The sequence below is a fragment of the Caballeronia sordidicola genome (assembly GCF_001544455.2).
In the GTDB taxonomy this organism is placed as follows: Bacteria; Pseudomonadota; Gammaproteobacteria; order Burkholderiales; family Burkholderiaceae; genus Caballeronia; species Caballeronia sordidicola.
The window spans coordinates 19,828-36,728 of the sequence record NZ_FCOC02000015.1; the positions used below are offsets into that span (position 1 = coordinate 19,828).

15 protein-coding genes are annotated in these 16,901 nt (G+C 59.8%); 8 read left to right on the forward strand and 7 right to left on the reverse strand.

Annotation, left to right across the window (positions count from 1 at the left end; all coding sequences use genetic code 11):
* Positions 1-47 precede the first annotated feature (47 nt).
* The 3 genes from AWB64_RS21385 to AWB64_RS21395 all read right to left on the reverse strand — a co-directional run bounded on the left by AWB64_RS21385 (position 48) and on the right by AWB64_RS21395 (position 3,172).
* Positions 48-476: a DUF3597 domain-containing protein gene (locus AWB64_RS21385; RefSeq protein WP_060857442.1), complete on the reverse strand. Its 429-nt coding sequence runs from the start codon at positions 474-476 to the stop codon at positions 48-50.
* A 204-nt stretch (positions 477-680) separates the two neighbouring features.
* Positions 681-2,810, reverse strand: a complete 2,130-nt coding sequence (locus AWB64_RS21390; protein WP_060857443.1) for a phosphocholine-specific phospholipase C — start codon at positions 2,808-2,810, stop codon at positions 681-683.
* 104 nt (positions 2,811-2,914) lie between these two features.
* Positions 2,915-3,172 carry a hypothetical protein gene (locus AWB64_RS21395; RefSeq protein ID WP_157766669.1) on the reverse strand — a complete coding sequence of 86 codons (258 nt, stop codon included), beginning with the start codon at positions 3,170-3,172 and terminating at the stop codon, positions 2,915-2,917.
* Between the two features lie 219 nt (positions 3,173-3,391).
* On the opposite strand from AWB64_RS21395, the gene AWB64_RS21400 reads away from it, so the two are divergent.
* On the forward strand, positions 3,392-3,808 hold the full coding sequence (locus AWB64_RS21400; protein ID WP_060857445.1) for a MarR family winged helix-turn-helix transcriptional regulator: 417 nt from the start codon (positions 3,392-3,394) through the stop codon (positions 3,806-3,808).
* Positions 3,809-3,853: 45 nt separating this feature from the next.
* Entirely contained in the window at positions 3,854-4,243 is a 390-nt protein-coding gene (locus tag AWB64_RS21405) for a tautomerase family protein (RefSeq protein ID WP_060857446.1), read from the forward strand.
* A 240-nt stretch (positions 4,244-4,483) separates the two neighbouring features.
* Here the strand turns inward: AWB64_RS21405 and AWB64_RS21410 are convergent, their stop codons facing one another.
* A complete protein-coding gene (locus tag AWB64_RS21410) occupies positions 4,484-5,284 on the reverse strand; it encodes an AraC family transcriptional regulator (RefSeq protein WP_060857447.1) in 801 nt (266 codons plus the stop codon).
* A 102-nt stretch (positions 5,285-5,386) separates the two neighbouring features.
* On the opposite strand from AWB64_RS21410, the gene AWB64_RS21415 reads away from it, so the two are divergent.
* Positions 5,387-6,613 carry a CynX/NimT family MFS transporter gene (locus tag AWB64_RS21415; protein ID WP_244164144.1) on the forward strand — a complete coding sequence of 409 codons (1,227 nt, stop codon included), beginning with the start codon at positions 5,387-5,389 and terminating at the stop codon, positions 6,611-6,613.
* Between the two features lie 61 nt (positions 6,614-6,674).
* Here AWB64_RS21415 and AWB64_RS21420 read toward each other — a convergent pair whose 3' ends face one another.
* Positions 6,675-7,424, reverse strand: a complete 750-nt coding sequence (locus AWB64_RS21420; protein WP_060857449.1) for a glucose 1-dehydrogenase — start codon at positions 7,422-7,424, stop codon at positions 6,675-6,677.
* Positions 7,425-7,760: 336 nt separating this feature from the next.
* Between AWB64_RS21420 and dhaK the strand changes: the two genes are divergently transcribed.
* Both dhaK and AWB64_RS21430 read left to right on the forward strand, forming a co-directional pair.
* On the forward strand, positions 7,761-9,464 hold the full coding sequence (gene dhaK / locus AWB64_RS21425; RefSeq protein WP_060857543.1) for a dihydroxyacetone kinase subunit DhaK: 1,704 nt from the start codon (positions 7,761-7,763) through the stop codon (positions 9,462-9,464).
* A gap of 55 nt (positions 9,465-9,519) precedes the next feature.
* Positions 9,520-10,311 carry an SDR family NAD(P)-dependent oxidoreductase gene (locus tag AWB64_RS21430; RefSeq protein ID WP_060857450.1) on the forward strand — a complete coding sequence of 264 codons (792 nt, stop codon included), beginning with the start codon at positions 9,520-9,522 and terminating at the stop codon, positions 10,309-10,311.
* Between the two features lie 74 nt (positions 10,312-10,385).
* Here AWB64_RS21430 and AWB64_RS21435 read toward each other — a convergent pair whose 3' ends face one another.
* Positions 10,386-11,144 carry an SDR family oxidoreductase gene (locus AWB64_RS21435; protein ID WP_060857544.1) on the reverse strand — a complete coding sequence of 253 codons (759 nt, stop codon included), beginning with the start codon at positions 11,142-11,144 and terminating at the stop codon, positions 10,386-10,388.
* A 53-nt stretch (positions 11,145-11,197) separates the two neighbouring features.
* On the reverse strand, positions 11,198-11,947 hold the full coding sequence (locus AWB64_RS21440; protein WP_060857451.1) for an SDR family oxidoreductase: 750 nt from the start codon (positions 11,945-11,947) through the stop codon (positions 11,198-11,200).
* 104 nt (positions 11,948-12,051) lie between these two features.
* On the opposite strand from AWB64_RS21440, the gene AWB64_RS21445 reads away from it, so the two are divergent.
* From AWB64_RS21445 to AWB64_RS21460, 3 genes are all read left to right on the forward strand, one after another.
* Entirely contained in the window at positions 12,052-12,969 is a 918-nt protein-coding gene (locus AWB64_RS21445; RefSeq protein ID WP_060857452.1) for an AraC family transcriptional regulator, read from the forward strand.
* Positions 12,970-13,058: 89 nt separating this feature from the next.
* Positions 13,059-14,666: a methyl-accepting chemotaxis protein gene (locus AWB64_RS21450; protein WP_082850574.1), complete on the forward strand. Its 1,608-nt coding sequence runs from the start codon at positions 13,059-13,061 to the stop codon at positions 14,664-14,666.
* Positions 14,667-15,009: 343 nt separating this feature from the next.
* Positions 15,010-16,818, forward strand: coding sequence for a phosphodiesterase (locus tag AWB64_RS21460; RefSeq protein ID WP_060857454.1), 1,809 nt, complete (start codon positions 15,010-15,012; stop codon positions 16,816-16,818).
* The last annotated feature ends 83 nt before the right edge of the window (positions 16,819-16,901 follow it).

The following is a 16,901-nucleotide window of genomic DNA, read 5'->3' on the forward strand; positions in this document are numbered from 1 at the left end:
TCGTCTCCTTATTTTTCGACCGATTGATGAGCCGATGGAATCATTGTTTATTTCTTCAGGTCAGCCGAAACTTGACCGCCATTTTCAGCGAGCTTGCGCATCACCTGTTTGTGCAGCCAGATGTTCATGGCGGTGCTGTCTTCCGTGTCGCCGGGATAATTGAGTTCGGTGGCGAGTTCCTTGCGCGCGTCCAGACTGCTGTCGAGATCGAGCAGCTTCAGCAGGTCGACAATGGACGAGCGCCAGTTCAATTGCGTATTGATTCCAGCTTGTCTCTCGATCAGCACCGCCTCTATGTCAACGGGCGGCAGCGCGGCAACCGGAGGCTGCACGTTGCTCGCCGCAGCGGTCGATCCGTTTGACGGATCAGCATCGGGCGATGCGGGCGCAGCGGGCGCGGTCGCGCCCGTCGATTCGGAGTTCGCCGGATGATCGTGCGGAAAAATCTTGTTGAGGATATTCGTGAAGATACTCATGACGTCTCTCCGACAGGCTTTAAAGTTCAATTTGCATTTGAACTCCGCAACCTTCGTTCCACAGCCGGGACGCGCGACATATCCCGCAGACGTTCAATCGCTTCGCTCATTAATAGCAGAAGGCCCCGCCGTTTCCGGCGGGGCCTTCTGAAGCCGCACGTTCAACCCTTATTGCATGCAAACTGCAAATCTACGCTTGCTGAATCAGGCAAGTACCACCACCGGCGCGACCGCTGCCGGATCGCTGATGCTCGGGCGACCGTTTTCAATGTGCCCCGCCAGACGACGCAAGAACGATGAGTCGTCACTGCTGCTGACAGTCAGGTCGTACCAGTGATGACTTGCGGCAAGAATCCACGGCTCTTCAATAGACCCAAGCGGCGGCACGATCACGTGCCGTGGCTGTGCACCATAAGCGTTATCGATCACCGACAACTTCGCAAAGCCGCCCTGACTTGAAAATTTCAGGAACACGTTGCCGTTCGCCACGTCGTACTGCGCGACCACTTCCGGATGTGCCGGCTTGTTGAAAAGGCCACCGCCTTTCGAATGTGACACATTGCCCGCGAACTCACGCACAAAACCATTCGGACCATAAACGGTGAACGCGTAGATGCCCGCCGTCGTGCTCAGATCGAACGTCTCGCGTAACGTCTTGCCGGCTTCGACCGTATAGCGCCACGGGCCGTCGGTGCGATTGGCCGAGTACACATAGAAGTGCGCGCCTTGCGAGCCACTATTGGCAAAATGCAACGCAAACTGCTTGCGCTCTGCATCCACCTGACCGTTCACATGCAACTCATAAGGCAACGCACGGGCGAAGCGCGTGCCCGGTTCCTGCGGGTCGATCACACCGGGCACTGCCGGAACGGTTGGCGCGGGTTGCGTGGCGCACTGGTTATCGGCGATGGTCTTGTAGTTGCTCGTGTCGGGAAGCACCGGCATCTGCGCGTCCGGCGTACGGAAGTCGAAGGCCGTGGTCAGGTCGCCGCAAACCGCGCGACGCCACGGCGTAATGTTCGGCTCCCGCACGCCAAAACGTGTTTCGATGAAGCGGATCACCGACGTGTGATCGAACACTTGCGAGCAGACGAAACCACCCTTCGTCCAGGGAGACACGACCGTCATGGGCACGCGCGGTCCGAGGCCATACGGCAAACCGTCGGCGGTATAGCTGCCGCCACGGCCCGGATTGACGACCGTGTGAAGCTCACCGTCGGTCGTCACCGTCGACAACCCCTGCGCTCGCGACGTGGGCGGTTGCGGCGGCACGATGTGATCGAAGAAACCGTCGTTCTCGTCGTACATGATGAACAACACGGTCTTGCTCCAGACTTCCGGATTCGCGGTCAGCGCATCCAGTATCTGCGAGGTGTATTCGGCACCGTAAGCCGGCGTGTATTTCGGATGTTCCGAATACGCCGCCGGCGGACACAGCCACGAAACCTGCGGCAGTTTGTTCGCGAGGACATCGGCCTTGAGGTCATCGAGCGTGCGCACGGCATTCGCGCGTTGCTGCAGCGAAGAGCCTTGGGGCGCGTTGATGATGTTCGTGAAGTTCTGCAGGATGTTCGTGCCGTAGTTGCCGTTGAGCGGATCGTCGCCGGTGAGACCTTGTTGATAGATCTGCCAGCTAATGCCCGCGGCTTCCAGACGCTCTGGATACGTCGTCCACGAAAGCAGTTGGTATTGCGGCGGACCGTCGCCATCCACATAGTCGTTGTTGTCGAGCAGCGGACCGCCGAGCGTGCCGGTAGGATCGACCGTGCCTGTCATCAGATACGAGCGGTTCGGATGCGTCGGGCCGGGAAGCGAGCAGAAGTAGGCGTCGCAGACGGTGAACGCATCGGCAAGCGCGTAGTGAAACGGAATGTCGCTGCGCAGGTGATAACCCATCGTCATGTCGGTCTTGTTCGCAGGCCATTGATCGTAACGGCCGGCGTCAATAGCCGCATGCGTCTTGTACCAGGAATGATCGAGGTCGCCCACGCACTGCGCGCTGGTGGTCTGCGTGTTCAGATGGAACGGCAGCACGGGTTTCGTCGCATCTGCCTTCGAAGGCTGGAACCATACCGGCTTGCCGTTGGGCAGCGGAATGGGAAAACGGTCGTTGTAGCCGCGCACGCCGCGCATGTGGCCCATGTAGTGATCGAACGAGCGGTTTTCCTGCATGAACACCACAATGTGCTCCACGTCGTTGATGGAACCCGTACGGCCCGATGCGGGAATCGCGAGCGCCTTGCGGATGGATTCGGGAAATACTGTGAGCGCGGCGGCGGCGCCGGCTGAAGTGGCGACTGTTTGCAGGAAACGGCGACGGCTATTCGATGTCATCGTGCTTCACCTCTTAGAGTGTTTAGAAGATACGTCGATACAGCTTCGATCGCGGGGAGACGATCGAACGGGTTGATTCATGGGCGCTGTATATCAAGCGGCGTTCATTGCGTGGTGTCAGGCGGGGAATGCATGACCGGCGCGACCTGTTGCGCATCTGCCGCGAGGCTGGTCTGAGCAGCGGCAATAGCGCTGCTGGCTGCAAGCTCGTTTGAGGGCGTGGCCTGCACCAGGGGTTCTATTGCGCTCGCCGGCAGCGAGGGGGCCGCCGCGGCTTGAGTGGAGCTGAAGCTCTCCTGATCATCCGGACCGCACGCCGCAAGGGCGAGCGTAGTCAACGCGAGTACCGCGGTTCGTCTCATGATGCCTCCGCTTGTTCGATGCTCTCGAATGTCTGCGACAGCTTCTCGTTTCATCGCGGTCGCCAGTGTGCGGATGCTTCAAGAAAATTTTGTGAAACGTTTGCGAAGACTCGGTAAGGACTTTTATACAAAATACTTACGGTTTTATATCATCGAGGTAACGGCGGGAATTTCCCGAAATTAGTTGCATAGCGAATCACTTTATTTTATTGTGTATTCATGTTCGATCATTGCATTTACTTCAACACAACGGCCCTGGCGCGAACGCTCGAGCGCGAATGGACCGTTGCGTACAAACCGTTCGGCCTGACTCCGCCACAGGGATTCATGCTGCGCGCGGTGCTGGCCAAGCCCGGAATCGTGCAAAGCGAACTTGCTTCGGAACTCGCCATATCGCGCTCCACGGCGACTCGAACGCTGGATGGTTTGCAGAAGCTGATGCTGGTTGAGCGGCGATTGACGCAGTCCGACGGCCGGGAAACTGCGCTTCATCCAACCAAGGACGCGTTGCAGATCAAGGATCAATTGAACGCTGCAAGCGCTGCGGTAACACGACGCCTGAAGGCGGAAATGGGTGAGGCCTGTTTCGTGGCGACGGTTACGAGCGTCAAAGAAGCGCGGTCGAGTATCGACTGATTTTTTCCTAAATAGTTGTATAGCGAACTAAAATGGAGATGAGAAATGCCAATCCTGAACGTGAAGGTAAGCGGTGAAAAGTCGACTGAAAAGGTCGCGGCCATTTCAGAGATGCTGCTTGAACTGACGGCTTCCGTGCTGGGCAAGAAACGCGACGTCACTGCGATCACGATCCAGTTTATTGATCCGGACAGTTGGGTGATCGCGGGTAAGCCGCTGACAGCGCACAAGAAATCAAGCTTCTACATGGACATCAAGGTGACGGACGAGACCAATACCAAAGATGAAAAAGCGCGGTATATAGCAGAAGTATATGCAGGGTTCGCGCGGATCCTGGGCGAACTGCACGAAGAGAGCTATATCTATGTGGAAGACGTCAGGGCGGCGTCGTACGGATATGGTGGGCGAACGCAGGAGTATCGCTATCATCATTGAGCCATTCGCGGCTACGCCGGTGGACTTGACCATCGGCGTAGGCGCGCTCCTGACGCGCTTTAAGCGTCGTCTTAATTCGCCAGCACCTCCACAATACAGACAACCATTGCAAAAGCTCCGATGCAGCCCGCCAGCGTAGCGGCTGCTTTGGTAAAAGGTGACATGCGCGCCCCGATCAAATTGGATTGAACGCATTTTATATTTATTTGAAATATAAATGAAAGCTAAAAAGAAAGTTTTTTAAGCATCTGTTCCATCGTCCTTGTCGGAGAAATAGCGCGCCGGTGGTTTGCCTAACGCCTTCTTGAACATGGTGATGAATGCGCTGACCGATTCGTAGCCAAGGTCCTCGGCAACGCGTTGTACCAGGGCACCCTCTGAAAGCCGCTGCAACGCGATGATGATATGCAGTTGCTGGCGCCATCGGCCAAAGCTCATGCCGGTTTCACGCAGCACGAGGCGCGTCAGCGTGCGTTCGCTCATGGCAACTCTTGCACCCCACTCGGCTGCGGTACTGCGGTCGGCGGGATCAGTGGTCAGCGCATTGGCGATATGGCGCAGTTTTGCATCGGATGAAATAGGCAAATGAAGCCGCTCGGTTTTCATCTGCGTGAGTTCGTCGAGCAACACGCTTGCAAGCCGGCCGGTCGGACCGACGACGTCGTAGACTTGCGGAAGTGCGGCAAGCCGTTGAATCAATTCAATCAACAATGGCGTCAGCGAAAGCGTGCAGCATGTCTGCGGCAACGCGGCCGCTGCCGGATCGACGTAAAGAAAACAGAGACGGCCGTTTGCGGTTACGCGGTTGCTATGCAACATGCCACCGGGCACCCAGACGCCGCATTGCGGGGGCACCATCCATAAACCATCCGACACCTCGCACGTCACGCCGCCACGCAGCGCAACCACGAGTTGTCCCTTGCTATGCCGATGCATCGGCAACTCGCTCTCATTTTCCACGACATCCACGCGCACCGCGTTAGCGGGCTGATGCATGGTGTCGGGATCAAAGCTCGTCAGGGTGGCGCGAAGAACCGACATCCGTCATTGACCGTTTTTAGAACTATTTTGTCATTATCTCCAGATTCGTATTCGCAGCCAATGGTTAGTCTTAAGGCTTGTCAAAGTCGGATCGAACTCATCGTGAAATCTCAGTCCAGTCCTTTACCAAGTGCCGCGCGGCCGGCGTTGCTGATATTTGGCATTCTCTTGATCGCCGCGAATTTGCGCGCGCCTTTTACCGGCGTGGCGCCGTTGCTCGGCATGATTCGCGCGAATGCCGGTATGACGGCGACCGAAGCGGGCATGCTGATTACTTTGCCCCTGCTTGCATTTGCAATCGTTTCACCTTTTGCAGCGGGTGTCGCTCGCGAGTACGGGCTCGAACGTTCGTTGTTTGCCGCGCTGGTTTTGATTGGCGCCGGCATTGCCTTGCGCTCGGCGGGCGCGGTCTGGTGCCTTTATCTTGGCACCGCGATCATTGGCGGCGGCATTGCGTTGGGGAACGTGCTGCTGCCAAGCTTGCTCAAGCGCGATTTCCCCGATAAAACCGTCACCCTCACCTCCGCTTACGCACTGACGATGGGCGTGGGCGCAGCCATTGCCTCGGTTATCGCCATTCCGCTTGCGCATCTTTTCAACTCGGAGTGGCGGCTGGTCATAGGCGTATTGATCGTACTGCCCGTTGTAGCCGCATTGATATGGTTGCCACAACTGCGCAACCGGACATCGCCGGCCAAGGACACCGCCACGCCTCCTCATGGCGGCGAAGTATGGCGCTCCGCGCTCGCCTGGCAAGTGACGCTGTTCCTTGGGCTGAACTCGTTCGTCTACTACGTCGCGGTAAGCTGGCTTCCCGCGATTCTTCACGATGCCGGTTTTTCATCCGATAAGGCCGGCTCGTTACACGGTGTCCTGCAACTTGCGACAGCGGTCCCGGGTTTGCTGCTACTGCCCATCGTCCGGAAGATGAAGGATCAGCGCATGGCTGCTTTTATCGCGTCGATCATCAGCATGGTTGGCCTGTTCGGGCTGCTTCTGGTCCCGGCGTTAGCGATGCTCTGGATCATTTTCTTTGGTCTCGGCGCCGGCGCCGCGATCATACTCGGGCTGGCGTTTGTCAGCTTGCGCGCCAGCAGTTCACATCAGGCGGCGGCGTTATCGGGAATGAGCCAGTGCGTTGGTTATCTGCTTGCGGCCGCGGGTCCGCCCCTTGTTGGCCGCTTACACGATGCGTCAGGAAACTGGACTGCGGCGCTGGCGATTTGCGCGGCGCTGTGTCTGGTCATGGCATTGTTAGGACTTCTCGCCGGACGCGCGATGCATATTTCGAGCGCGTCGATTGGGCGGGCAACCGCTAAAGCAATTTAAGCGTCAACGCGAAGAGCAGCATCGCCGACCTGGCGATACCGCTCATCACCACCTGGCTTCCTTAGACTTGAGCCATCCCGCCATCGACAGTGAGTTCAATGCCGGAAATATAGCTGCTGTCATCCGACGCAAGGAACAATGCCGGCTTGGCGATTTCGTCGGAAAGACCAATGCGGCCTAGCGGCACCTGTGACGTGATACCCGACTTGAAGCCTTCAATCTGCTCTTCAGTCAGCCCTGTCTTCCCGAAAATCGGCGTATCGATAGGACCCGGGCTGATTGCGTTCACACGGATCCTGCGTGCCTTGAGATCCGACGTCAATGTCCGCGCCAATGACCGCACGGCCGCCTTCGTGGCCGAATAAACACTGAACGCTTCCATGCCTTTGGTCGAGGCAATCGATGCATTCAGAATGATCGAACCGCCGTCCGGCACCAACGGAAGCAGCTTTTGCACCGCGAAGAACGTACCCTTCACATTGATGTCGAAGGTTTCGTCGAACTGCTCTTCCGTTACCTGATCAACGGGCGAAAGCGTGCCCACGCCCGCGTTCGAAAAGATGATATCAACGCGGCCATATTTCGCTTTGACATGGTCGTGCAGCTTGTCCAGATCGGACAGCTTCGCGACATCGCCCAGCACGCCTTCGCCATTTGCGCCGATGCTTTCCACCGCTTCATCCAGCTCTTTCTGCCGGCGGCCCGTGATGATGACCTTAGCGCCTTCTTTAGCAAAAAGGCGCGCGGTCGCCAGACCCATGCCGCTGTTTCCGCCCGTGATTACGGCGATTTTTCCAGTGAGTTTTGTCATGTCAGTCCTGCTCAGTAAGTTCGTGTGTGACTGGACCGGGCCTGCAATCAAGTCCAGTCCAGTCTCCAGGGATCAAGCACTTCCCGTAGCCGTTGACATCAGTGGCGTGGGCTTGGACTGACTATAGGCGCGGTGTATCGCGGGAAATAGTAGGTGCCGACGAATACACTCGTCGGCTCAAACGAACAATCAAAATGCTATCGATATGACGCGAATGACTAAGCGCACAATACGTCGGCAGGAAGCGAAGGTTCCATGCGTCCGCTGCCTTATCATGTATTGCATCGGTCACGTGCCCGTGCCGCGGATCCGCGGCTTTCAAGGAAAGAATCGGACATGAAAAAGCTCATCAACGATGTCTCCACTGTCGTGCCGGAACTGCTCGACGGACTTGCTGCATTCAACCCCGGCCTGTCGTTGCTGCAAGGCAGCACCATCATCGTGCGGGCCGACGCAGAGGCCGCCGCCGCGCGTGGCGAAGTCGCGCTGATCTCGGGCGGCGGCTCGGGTCACGAGCCCGCTCATGCGGGTTACGTTGGTCCGGGCATGCTGAGCGCGGCGGTTGCCGGCGAAGTCTTCACATCGCCTTCTACCGATGCCGTGCTCGACGCCATTCGCGCCGTCGCCGGTCCTGCCGGCGTGTTGCTGATCGTGAAGAACTACACCGGCGACCGCTTCAACTTTGGACTCGCTGCGGAGATCGCGCGCGCTGAGGGGATCGCGGCCGAGATGGTGATCGTCGCTGACGACGTCGCGCTGTCCGCCAACGGCGAACATGCCGGGCGGCGCGGGCTCGCGGGCACCGTATTCGTTCATAAGATAGCGGGCGCAGCAGCGGCCGAAGGTTTGCCCTTGAACGAAGTCGCGCAGGCGGCACGGGACGCGGCTCTGTCGCTTGGCACCATGGGCGTGGCCCTCACGCCGTGCACCGTGCCCGCTGCGGGCACACCCGGCTTCACCCTCGCCGACGATGAAATCGAATGGGGTCTAGGCATTCACGGCGAACCCGGCATAGAGCGCGGCGTGCTCGAACGCGCTGATGTGGTCGTCGAACGCCTGCTTGCAAGGATCATAGATGACCTGTCGCTTACGTCCGGCGATCGCGTCGCGCTGCTCGTGAACAATCTGGGTGGCACGCCATTGAGCGAATTGAGCATTGTTGCTGGATCGGCGCTTCGGGCCCTTGCCACAAGGGGTATAAACGTGGAGCGCGCGTGGTCGGGCACGTTCCTCAGCGCGCTCGAAATGGCGGGTGTATCGCTCACGTTGATGCGCGTAGATGATCAAAGACTCGCACGGCTCGATGCACCCACGACCACCAGCGCGTGGCCCGCGTTGAGCGGGCGCGTTGCAAGGACGTCGGTCAAGGAAGCGCCTGCCGCGCCCATTGTGGAAAGCGGCGCGCGGCTCTCGCGCGAGTCGGCGTTGAAGCGAGCTATCGAAGCCGCATGCACTCGCCTGCTCGACGCTGAATCTGTGTTGACCGAGATGGATCAGCGCGTCGGCGACGGCGACCTTGGCATCAGCATGTCGCGCGCGGCGCACAGCATCCTCCAGGAAATCGATACCTACCCTTCCGAGAGCGCGCCCGCCGACGTACTGCGGACCATGTCGGCGACGATACGGCGCGTGGTCGGCGGCACATCGGGACCGCTGTATGCGGTGATGCTGTTGCGCGCCGCCGCGGCGTTGGATAAAACGCACGAGCCAGATGCGAAAGCCTGGTCGGCGGCGTTCACTGCCGCCGTTTCGGGCGTAATGGAACTGGGCGGCGCTCAAGCAGGCAACCGGACGATGGTCGATGCACTGCTTCCCGCCGCTGTCGCGCTGGACGCCACGCTTGCTGAAGGCGCAGGCGCCATTGATGCATTGAAGGCCGCCGTCGATGCCGCGACTCAGGGCGCTGCCGCTACCGCACACATGCATCCACGACTTGGACGATCGAGTTACGTCGGTGATCGCGCGCTAGGTTTCGCCGATCCTGGCGCGCACGCAGCCGCGCTTTGGCTTGGCGCTATCGAGGCGGCGTTGCGGAGTTGATCGGTTTAACGGCTTAGTGCCACGGTTTGACTTACTCATGACGGAGACAAGGAAAATGGACTTGAATTTGTGCGGGAAGGTGGCAGTGTTGACGGGCGCAAGCGTGGGCATAGGGCTTGCCGTGGCTGAAGCGTTTGCAGCGGAAGGAACCAACCTGCTCCTGGCGGCGCGCAATGAGGAACGGTTGGTGCAAGCGGCCGCGAGTATCGCCGATAAATTCGGTGTTAAAGCCGTAGGCGTTGCCTGCGACGTGGCGACTGCCGAGGGAGTCGACACGCTGGTCGCCGCAGTCGCGGAAAATTTTGGTGGCGCGGATATTCTTTTCAATAACGCGGGCACGGGCAGCAACGAGACGATCATGGATGCACCGGATGAAAAATGGCTCGCGTATTGGGACCTGCATGTCATGGCTGCCGTGCGCCTGGCACGCGGCCTGGTGCCAATGATGAAAGCGCGCGGCGGCGGCGCGATCCTCAACAACGCATCGATTTGCGCGACGCAACCGCTCGGGTACGAGCCGATTTATAACGTGACGAAAGCGGCGCTGATGATGCTGTCGAAGAACATGGCGAACGAGTTCATCAAGGACAATATTCGCGTGAATACGATCAACCCAGGCCTCGTGCTCACGCCGGACTGGATCAAGACGGCCAGGCAGTTGACGCAGGATTCAGGCGGCGATTGGGAGGGACATTTGCAAAAGGTCGCCGACGAACATGCGCCTATCAGGCGGTTTGCATCGGCGGAAGAACTGGCAGGGTTCGTCGTGTTTCTTTGCTCGGACAAGGCAAGTTACAGCGTAGGGTCGACTTATTTTGTCGATGGGGGAATGTTGAAGGGAGTCTGAAATTCCCGGGCAGCTGCTCCCCGGGGAATTCGACATTGCCGAACGTTGCCCGGCGAGCACGCGCCTAAACGGCATCACCACGGGATCGTTTCACCTTCCCAGCGCGTGAACATTCCCGTTGGGCTATCCGGGCCCAACAGCGCCACACGCACTACCTCAAGCGCGCCTTGCTCGACAGTCTGCGTGCCCGAATATCCGTTGAGGTTCGTCCTCGTATAACCCGGCGAGACAGCATTGACCCTGATCCCCTCCGGCTCGAGTTCAGCGGCCATCGCGACCGTCAAGGCATTCAGAGCCGTCTTTGACGCCGGGTAGACCGGACCGAAGATCGCGCGGTACGGAAAGGCCAGGTCCGAGTTCATCGTCAACGACCCAACGCCACTCGACACGTTGACAATGCGAGCGCCCGGCGTCTTGCGCAGAAGCGGCAGCATTGCCTGATACACGGCGAGCACGCCAAACACATTGGTGTCCCATACCGCGCGCATTTCATCGAGCGGCACGTTGCTCGGGCGCGTCCTTTTCGCGTGTTCCTCAACAGATTGACCGGGCTGCGTGTTCGTGTTCGAGATGGCTGCGTTCTGGATGAGGACGTCGAGGCGGCCAAACTCGTTTCGAACGCGCTCTGCCGCGGATGCAATCGACGCCGCGTCCGTTACGTCGAGCTGGAGCGCGAGGGCATCCGGGCCGATTTCCGTGGCCGCGGCCTCGCCGCGTTCGGGATTGCGCGATCCGACCAGCACCGTCAGGCCGCGCGCCACGAGATCCTTCGCGATCTGAAGACCAATTCCTTGATTGGCCCCGGTGACGAGCGCAACAGGTTTGTCGTGCATATCAATTTCCTTGTCGAATTTATCGAATGGCGTTGCATATGGCGCGTGGCCGGTCAGCGGGCCTCGGCCGCCCACGCACGCGCGTCAGCACCGGCCGGAATACGCATCGGGGACGACGGATCGGTCGCCGCCTGCCATACGGCTTCCGCGACATCCTGTGCGTGCGTGACCGGTGAAGACGTGTCCTGCAGCCCCTCAAGAACCCGCTTGGCGAGGTCGGCGTAGGCCTCGTGATCAAAGCCTTGCATGTGGGCCCGTGCGTTGTCTCCAAAGCGGGTATCGGGCGCACGGCCTGGCAACACCAGTCGCGCACGCACGCCGAACTGCTCGACTTCCAGCGCCAGCGACATGGTGAACGCGTTCACCGCAGCCTTGCTCGCGCTATACGCGGCGATCAGGGGAAGCGCCTTCAAGGTCACGCTCGATGTCACGTTCACCACGACGCCATCCCCGCGTTCCCGAAACTGAGGCAGCACCGCCTGCGTCATGGAAATCGTGCCGAAGGTGTTGGTCTCGAAGATCGCGCGTATCGTTGGAATGGGTGTGACCTCTGCCGGAGATGCCGCCCCAAAGCCCGCGTTGTTGACAAGGACGTCGAGCGGGCCAGCCGCCTCGACAGCCTTGCGGATGCTCTCCGGATCGGTGACATCCAGCGCCAGCACGCGCAGGCGCTCCGACGGCGGCAGCACGTCCGCGCGCGGCGTGCGCATCGTGGCGACGACCTGCCAGTCGCGGGCCAGGAAATAGCGGGCGATCTCGAGGCCGAATCCGGAAGAACAGCCAGTGATCAGCACGGTTTTCATGAGAACTCCTTTATGAGATTGAGCGTGACATGTCCATACGATAGACCGCCGCGAACGTACTCGCTACAATCAAAAATCCAAATTTCATTTGCAGGAGTCCGGCAATGATCGATCCGCTGGCTGAAGTCGTGACGCTGCTGCAACCCAGCGCGCGTTTTTCCAAACTGGTTTTCGGCGCAAGCCCCTGGCACGTCAACCGCTCCGATACCGGCCAGCCGTTCTATTGCGTGATCCTCGAGGGCGGGTGCCGCATCGCTATCGACGGGCATGAGCCACTCGAGCTCATTTCGGGTGACTTCGTGCTGATTCCCGCGGCTTATGGCGTCGCAATGTCCAGCCTCGTGCCGCCCTCGCCGAACGTCGAGACGCTGGCGCCCATTGCGCTCGGCAACAACGAATTCAGACTCGGCGACCCGGACAGGTCCATCGACGCACGCATGATGGCCGGCCACTGCAGCTTTGGTTCGCCGGATGCGTCCCTGCTCGTCTCGCTGCTGCCGCAACTCGTTCACGTGCGCGGCGAACAGCGGCTCGCCACGCTCGTGCAACTCGTGCGGGACGAGACCCGCGAGCAGCGGCCCGCGCGCGAGGTCGTGCTGTCGCGGCTGCTTGAAGTGCTGCTGATTGAGGCCTTGCGATCTGCAGCAACAACCGACGCACCGCCGGGCCTCGTGCGCGGACTGTCCGATGGCCGCCTCGCGGCTGCGATTCGCGGCATGCACGAACATCCGACGCGGGCATGGACCGTGGCTGAACTCGCCAGGAAGGCGGCGCTCTCGCGCTCGGCTTTCTTCGAACGATTCAGCCGCGCGGTCGGCGTGGCGCCCATGGAATATCTGCTCACGTGGCGCATGGCGCTGGCGAAGGATCTGTTGCGCCGTAATGAGGGCCGCGTCGCGGAGATTGCACAGCGCGTTGGCTACGGTTCCGCCAGCACCTTCAGCGTCGCCTTCACGCGACACGTCGGGCGTCCTCCCACGCAATATGCGCGCGAGGAGCAAGCGGCGGCAAGCGGCACGTAAGACGTCGGGAGCCGCTTCAGATTCGCCCGTTTGTGCCGTTAAGGCGTGAGCCACCGCGTAATCCTCGCGGCCTCCCCTCTGCGACTCCCATGAAACTCAGCCTGAAAATCCCGTTAGCCTTCGCCGCCGCTTTGCTCCTTATGCTTGCCGGCGCGCTTTACGGCATCTTTGCACTCAACCAGTCAATCGACGCGTACCGGAACACCGTGCAGCAGAACGTCGCCAACGAACGGATGGTGTCGGCCACCCTGGTCGCTTTCAAGCTGCAGGTCCAGGAATGGAAGGACACGCTGCTGCGCGGCAAGGACCCGGTAAAACTCGATCAATACTGGAGCGCGTTCCAGACCCGCGAAAAGACCGTCAACGGGCTTGCCTCGGAGTTAAGGGCCAGGTTGCCCGAAGGTGAAAGCCGTGCGCTGATCGAAAAATTCGCGGACGCGCACATTTCGATGGGCCAGGGTTATCGTAAAGGGCTCGATGCATTCAAAGCCGCCGATTTCGACCCGTATGCCGGCGACAAGGCGGTCGCCGGCGTGGACCGCGCCCCTGCGGAATTGCTCGAACAGGCCGCGAAGAAAATCTCCGCGGATAGCGCGCGAGTCGCGGAATTCGCGGATATCGAGGCGCGTCACGCCACGGAGATCAGCGTCTCATTGATGCTCGCCGTGCTGGCGCTCGCGATGATCGGCGGCTTCCTGTTCAGCCGCTCGGTCTCGCGTCCGCTCAGCCGGGCGCTCGGCTGCGCGCGCGCCGTTGCGACCGGCGACCTTTCGCTCGACTTCGACTCCAGCGGCAAGGACGAGATTGCGCAATTGCTCATCGCTCTGAAAGACATGCAGTCAAGTCTTTCCCAAGTCGTTGCCAAGGTACGCAAGAACGCTGAAGGCGTGGCCGCTGCGAGCGCCGAGATTGCAGCAGGCAATCTGAGCTTGTCGTCGCGCACTGAAGAGCAGGCCGCCGCGCTGGAAGAAACCGCGGCCAGCATGGAAGAACTCACCGGCACGGTGCGCCAGAACGCCGACAACGCGCGCCACGCATCCGCGCTCGCCGACGAAGCGTCGAGCACCGCAGCGCGCGGCGGTAATGTGATGGGCGAAGTGGTGCAGACAATGCACGGCATTTCCGACAGTTCAAACAAGGTCGCCGAAATCATTGCGGTAATCGACGGGATCGCGTTCCAGACCAACATCCTTGCGCTCAACGCAGCGGTAGAGGCGGCTCGTGCTGGCGAGCAGGGCCGTGGATTCGCGGTCGTGGCAGCCGAAGTCCGCACGCTCGCCCAGCGCAGCGCCACGGCTGCAAGGGAGATCAAGAACCTGATCGCCCAGTCCACGGAACGCGTGAATGCCGGCTCGGAACTGGTCAGCGGCGCGGGGCGAATCATCGTGGACATTGTCGGATCCGTGCAGAGAGTGACGGATATCGTGGGCGAGATTTCTTCGGCTTCGCAAGAGCAAAGCACGGGAATCGAACAAGTCAACACGGCCGTCACGCAAATGGACGAAGTGACCCAGCAAAATGCGGCGCTCGTGGAAGAAGCGTCAGCGGCCGCGCATGCGCTCGCGGAGCAGGCGAGTTCGCTGCGCGATGCCGTGGCGGTATTCAAGTTGCGCGACGATGCAAGGCCGCTTCGCGGTCTTGCATTGCCCGGAACGAGTCGCCGCCCGCTTGCAGCAAGGTACATGCAGACGACCTGATCTGCCACGCGGGCCAAGGCACATGAGCTGGTTTGGCAGCCGAACACGAAAATGCGGGAAGTCACCGCAATCTCGTTCACCGGAGCGGAAGCTTGGTGCGGCTGGACGGATGGTTCACTCGAAAGCGCCGGCGCGCAAGAGCATGCACCGCGTTGTGTGATTGAGGGCACGGCCCGCGACTCGGCGCTGACACCTTTCGTTCACGATACCGTCACAAACCTTCGGTATGACGCTTGTACGTCATCGTCGTTGCACTAGACCTTCTCGAAGAAGAAGTGTGATTCAAGTGGCGTTTTATAGAGTTCGCCAAAAGATTTTCAAACCGCACACTTGAATCTCGTACATGCCTTCACCTCAGTTATTGCCGGCAGGGACCGCCCATTCATTGCTCGTGGGTGAGCTTATCGATTCACACCGGCTATCCGCAATATTCCAGCCCATTGTCAGGCTCGCGGATGGCGTTGTCATTGGTCATGAAGCGTTGCTGCGCGGTCCTGCCGAAACGCCGCTGGAGTTTCCGCAGGCGCTCTTTGCGCAAGCGAAACGCGAGGGCCTTTCCGTCGAACTTGAACACGCCGCGGTACGCCTCGCGATCACTGGCTACGCAGCCGCACCGAAAGACACTCTTCTCTTCATCAATTACAGTGCAGCCGCAATTCAGTCGCTCTTTTCCACGGAACGCGAGACGCTTCTCTCCAACCTCGTTGACGCGAATGCGCACCCTTTGGTGGTCGAGCTGACCGAGCAAAGCGACATTGCCAATCTGCAGCAGTTCGGCACCTTGATGGAATCGATGCGCAAGGCTGGCTACAAGGTCGCGCTCGATGACTACGGCGTGGCAAATGCTTCGATGAGTTTATGGGTTCATCTCGCGCCGCACTTCGTCAAAGTGGACCGGTTTTTCATTCACGGAATTGCACGCGATGCACTCAAGTTCGAAGCCGTGAAATCGATGGTCGCCTTCGCGCGCGCGAGCGGTTCGCATTTGATTGCTGAAGGCATCGAGCATGATTCCGATCTCAGGATCGCCCGCGATCTCGGCATATCGTATGGTCAAGGATTTCTGCTCGGGCGTCCTTCGGCCACGCCTTTACTCACGATTCCGAGAGCCGCTTCAAGCACGCTGGACTCGCACCAGATCGCCGTCTATCCCGGACGAACGCACTCTGCTGTTCGCGCAAACGAAGCAAGCACCTTTCTCGACGCCCTGCTGGTTGAAGCGCCGCACGTGACCGTCCGCTCGCACAACGACGATGTCGTGCAGTTGTTCAACCTGCATCCCGCGCTCCATGCGTTACCGGTGCTCGACAATGACAGGCCCGTCGCCTTGATCAATCGGCGGTCGTTCATGGATCAATATGCATTGCCCTACCACCGGGAATTGTTTGGAAAACGGCCCTGCATGCAATTCGCCAATCGCGAGCCGGTACTGCTGGAGCGCACGGCGAGCATCGACCAGGTTGCACGGCTCCTGACCGGCGACGAGCAGCATATTTTGTCCGATGGTTTCATTGTCATGGAACAAGCGCGTTGCGTCGGACTCGTGCCCGGCATCAGCGTTGTTCGCGCCGTGACGGAGCTTCGTCTGGAGTCGGCCAGGCACGCCAACCCATTGACCTTTCTCCCCGGCAACCTTCCGCTCGGCGCGCATATTGACAGGCTCATTGCCAACGGTGCGACGTTCGTCGCGTGCTATGCGGATCTCGATCACTTCAAGCCCTTCAACGACCGGTACGGATACTGGCAAGGCGACGAGTTGCTCAAGATGGCAGCGTCCACACTTGGATCGGTATGCGAACCAACGCGTGATTTCCTCGGCCACATTGGCGGGGATGATTTTCTGGCGCTCTTTCAGAGTGAGGACTGGGAAATCCGGCTGCGTCGCGCCATTCAGGCGTTCAATCTCGCGATAATCGACTTCTACCGCGCAGAAGACAAACGCGCGGGCGGTATAGCGGGCGAAGACCGTTCGGGCCGTCAGGCATTTTTCGGATTCGTTCGATTATCCGTGGGCGCGATTGTTGTCCCGTCGTTTGCCGCTCGCAGCGCCTCGGAACTCAGTGCTGCCGCATCGGCCGCAAAACTTCTGGCGAAAAAAGACAGCGCCGGTTTCGTCAAGCTCGATTTTGAACGGGCCTTGCATCTTGCGTAGTTTGGAGGCTGACAAATGTGCGAAACAAAGCGGGGCTGCTTCGGCTATTACCGAAGCAGCCCCGCTTGAACAATAAGTCAGCT

Coding starts and splice junctions, on each gene's coding strand:
- AWB64_RS21435 (WP_060857544.1), bottom strand. CDS start 11,144: ATGCACGACAAACCTGTTGCGCTCGTCACCGGGGCCAATCAAGGAATT.
- AWB64_RS21410 (WP_060857447.1), bottom strand. CDS start 5,284: ATGTCGGTTCTTCGCGCCACCCTGACGAGCTTTGATCCCGACACCATG.
- AWB64_RS21450 (WP_082850574.1), top strand. CDS start 13,059: ATGAAACTCAGCCTGAAAATCCCGTTAGCCTTCGCCGCCGCTTTGCTC.
- AWB64_RS21445 (WP_060857452.1), top strand. CDS start 12,052: ATGATCGATCCGCTGGCTGAAGTCGTGACGCTGCTGCAACCCAGCGCG.
- AWB64_RS21400 (WP_060857445.1), top strand. CDS start 3,392: ATGTTCGATCATTGCATTTACTTCAACACAACGGCCCTGGCGCGAACG.
- AWB64_RS21420 (WP_060857449.1), bottom strand. CDS start 7,424: ATGACAAAACTCACTGGAAAAATCGCCGTAATCACGGGCGGAAACAGC.
- AWB64_RS21430 (WP_060857450.1), top strand. CDS start 9,520: ATGGACTTGAATTTGTGCGGGAAGGTGGCAGTGTTGACGGGCGCAAGC.
- dhaK (WP_060857543.1), top strand. CDS start 7,761: ATGAAAAAGCTCATCAACGATGTCTCCACTGTCGTGCCGGAACTGCTC.
- AWB64_RS21440 (WP_060857451.1), bottom strand. CDS start 11,947: ATGAAAACCGTGCTGATCACTGGCTGTTCTTCCGGATTCGGCCTCGAG.
- AWB64_RS21460 (WP_060857454.1), top strand. CDS start 15,010: ATGCCTTCACCTCAGTTATTGCCGGCAGGGACCGCCCATTCATTGCTC.
- AWB64_RS21395 (WP_157766669.1), bottom strand. CDS start 3,172: ATGAGACGAACCGCGGTACTCGCGTTGACTACGCTCGCCCTTGCGGCG.
- AWB64_RS21405 (WP_060857446.1), top strand. CDS start 3,854: ATGCCAATCCTGAACGTGAAGGTAAGCGGTGAAAAGTCGACTGAAAAG.
- AWB64_RS21390 (WP_060857443.1), bottom strand. CDS start 2,810: ATGACATCGAATAGCCGTCGCCGTTTCCTGCAAACAGTCGCCACTTCA.
- AWB64_RS21385 (WP_060857442.1), bottom strand. CDS start 476: ATGAGTATCTTCACGAATATCCTCAACAAGATTTTTCCGCACGATCAT.